Raw genomic sequence first — 3091 nt, 5'->3', positions numbered from 1 at the left:
GTATCGGCTGTCGTTCTTTAACAATCTGGAAGAAGCAAGTAATTTGGATAGCGGAAGCGTCTTGAGATGGACGTGGAAACTATCCGGGTTGTGATTGTATCGATGTATCTCAAGATGATTCGAACTCTATGTTCGACTTAAATTGGAATACGGCACAACGCGAGAACTCAACCTGTAACGAGACAGACTCGTTATAGGGTCAAGCGAACAAGTGCATGTGGTGGATGCCTTGGCGATCACAGGCGATGAAGGACGCGGTAGCCTGCGAAAAGCTACGGGGAGCTGGCAAACGAGCTTTGATCCGTAGATGTCCGAATGGGGAAACCCACTCCTTTTGGAGTATCCATGGCTGAATACATAGGCCATGTGAAGCGAACGCGGTGAACTGAAACATCTAAGTAACCGCAGGAAAAGAAATCAACCGAGATTCCCAAAGTAGTGGCGAGCGAAATGGGATGAGCCTTGCACTCTTTATTTGTATTGTTAGCCGAACGCTCTGGAAAGTGCGGCCATAGCAGGTGATAGCCCTGTAGGCGAAAACAGTATGAAAGAACTAGGTGTGCGACAAGTAGGGCGGGACACGTGAAATCCTGTCTGAAGATGGGGGGACCATCCTCCAAGGCTAAATACTCGTGATCGACCGATAGTGAACCAGTACCGTGAGGGAAAGGCGAAAAGAACCCCGGGAGGGGAGTGAAATAGATCCTGAAACCGCATGCATACAAACAGTCGGAGCCTCGTAAGGGGTGACGGCGTACCTTTTGTATAATGGGTCAGCGACTTACGTTCAGTAGCAAGCTTAACCGTATAGGGCAGGCGTAGCGAAAGCGAGTCCGAATAGGGCGTTCAGTTGCTGGGCGTAGACCCGAAACCAAGTGATCTATCCATGGCCAGGATGAAGGTGCGGTAACACGTACTGGAGGTCCGAACCCACTAACGTTGAAAAGTTAGGGGATGAGCTGTGGATAGGGGTGAAAGGCTAAACAAACTTGGAAATAGCTGGTTCTCTCCGAAAACTATTTAGGTAGTGCCTCGTGTCTCACCTTCGGGGGTAGAGCACTGTCATGGTTGGGGGGTCTATTGCAGATTACCCCGCCATAGCAAACTCCGAATACCGAAGAGTGCAATCACGGGAGACAGACATCGGGTGCTAACGTCCGGTGTCAAGAGGGAAACAACCCAGACCGCCAGCTAAGGTCCCCAAATATAGCTAAGTGGGAAACGAAGTGGGAAGGCTAAAACAGTCAGGAGGTTGGCTTAGAAGCAGCCACCCTTTAAAGAAAGCGTAATAGCTCACTGATCGAGTCGTCCTGCGCGGAAGATGTAACGGGGCTAAGCTATATACCGAAGCTGCGGATGCGTGCTTAGCACGCATGGTAGGAGAGCGTTCTGTAAGCCTGCGAAGGTGTCTCGGAAGGGATGCTGGAGGTATCAGAAGTGCGAATGCTGACATGAGTAGCGATAAAGGGGGTGAAAGGCCCCCTCGCCGTAAGCCCAAGGTTTCCTACGCAACGTTCATCGGCGTAGGGTGAGTCGGCCCCTAAGGCGAGGCAGAAATGCGTAGCTGATGGGAAGCAGGTCAATATTCCTGCACCATTGTTAGATGCGATGGGGGGACGGATCGCGGAAGGTTGTCCGGGTGTTGGAAGTCCCGGTCGCTGCATTGGAGAAGGCGCTTAGGCAAATCCGGGCGCGTAATTCAAGGGTGTGGCGCGAGCTCCCTAGGGAGCGAAGCAATTGGAAGTGGTTCCAAGAAAAGCCTCTAAGCTTCAGTCTAACGATGACCGTACCGCAAACCGACACAGGTGGGCGAGATGAGTATTCTAAGGCGCTTGAGAGAACTCGGGAGAAGGAACTCGGCAAATTGGTACCGTAACTTCGGGATAAGGTACGCCCTTGTAGCTTGACTGGCCTGCGCCAGGAGGGTGAAGGGGTTGCAATAAACTGGTGGCTGCGACTGTTTAATAAAAACACAGCACTCTGCAAACACGAAAGTGGACGTATAGGGTGTGACGCCTGCCCGGTGCCGGAAGATTAAATGATGGGGTGCAAGCTCTTGATTGAAGTCCCGGTAAACGGCGGCCGTAACTATAACGGTCCTAAGGTAGCGAAATTCCTTGTCGGGTAAGTTCCGACCTGCACGAATGGCGTAACGATGGCCACACTGTCTCCTCCCGAGACTCAGCGAAGTTGAAGTGTTTGTGATGATGCAATCTACCCGCGGCTAGACGGAAAGACCCCATGAACCTTTACTGTAGCTTTGCATTGGACTTTGAACCGATCTGTGTAGGATAGGTGGGAGGCTATGAAACCGGAACGCTAGTTTCGGTGGAGCCGTCCTTGAAATACCACCCTGGTTTGTTTGAGGTTCTAACCTTGGCCCGTGATCCGGGTCGGGGACAGTGCATGGTAGGCAGTTTGACTGGGGCGGTCTCCTCCCAAAGCGTAACGGAGGAGTACGAAGGTACGCTAGGTACGGTCGGAAATCGTGCTGATAGTGCAATGGCATAAGCGTGCTTAACTGCGAGACCGACAAGTCGAGCAGGTGCGAAAGCAGGTCATAGTGATCCGGTGGTTCTGTATGGAAGGGCCATCGCTCAACGGATAAAAGGTACTCTGGGGATAACAGGCTGATACCGCCCAAGAGTTCATATCGACGGCGGTGTTTGGCACCTCGATGTCGGCTCATCTCATCCTGGGGCTGTAGCCGGTCCCAAGGGTATGGCTGTTCGCCATTTAAAGAGGTACGTGAGCTGGGTTTAAAACGTCGTGAGACAGTTTGGTCCCTATCTGCCGTGGGCGTTGGATATTTGAAGGGGGCTGCTCCTAGTACGAGAGGACCGGAGTGGACGAACCTCTGGTGTACCGGTTGTCACGCCAGTGGCATCGCCGGGTAGCTATGTTCGGAAGAGATAACCGCTGAAAGCATCTAAGCGGGAAACTCGCCTTAAGATGAGATATCCCTGGGGACTAGATCCCCTTGAAGGGTCGTTCGAGACCAGGACGTTGATAGGTCAGGTGTGTAAGCGCAGTAATGCGTTCAGCTAACTGATACTAATTGCCCGTAAGGCTTGATCCTATAACAAGTCTG

1 rRNA gene is annotated in these 3091 nt (G+C 52.2%); it reads left to right on the top strand.

The features are described 5' to 3' along the window. Window positions 1-197 precede the first annotated feature (197 nt). A 23S ribosomal RNA gene (locus CFB40_RS37625) occupies window positions 198-3079 on the top strand. Window positions 3080-3091 lie beyond the last annotated feature (12 nt).

It is taken from the genome of Burkholderia sp. AU31652, assembly GCF_002223155.1.
Lineage (GTDB): Bacteria > Pseudomonadota > Gammaproteobacteria > Burkholderiales > Burkholderiaceae > Burkholderia.
The sequence above is the reverse complement of the archived record's forward strand: the minus strand, read 5'-3'. Positions and strand labels throughout refer to the sequence as shown.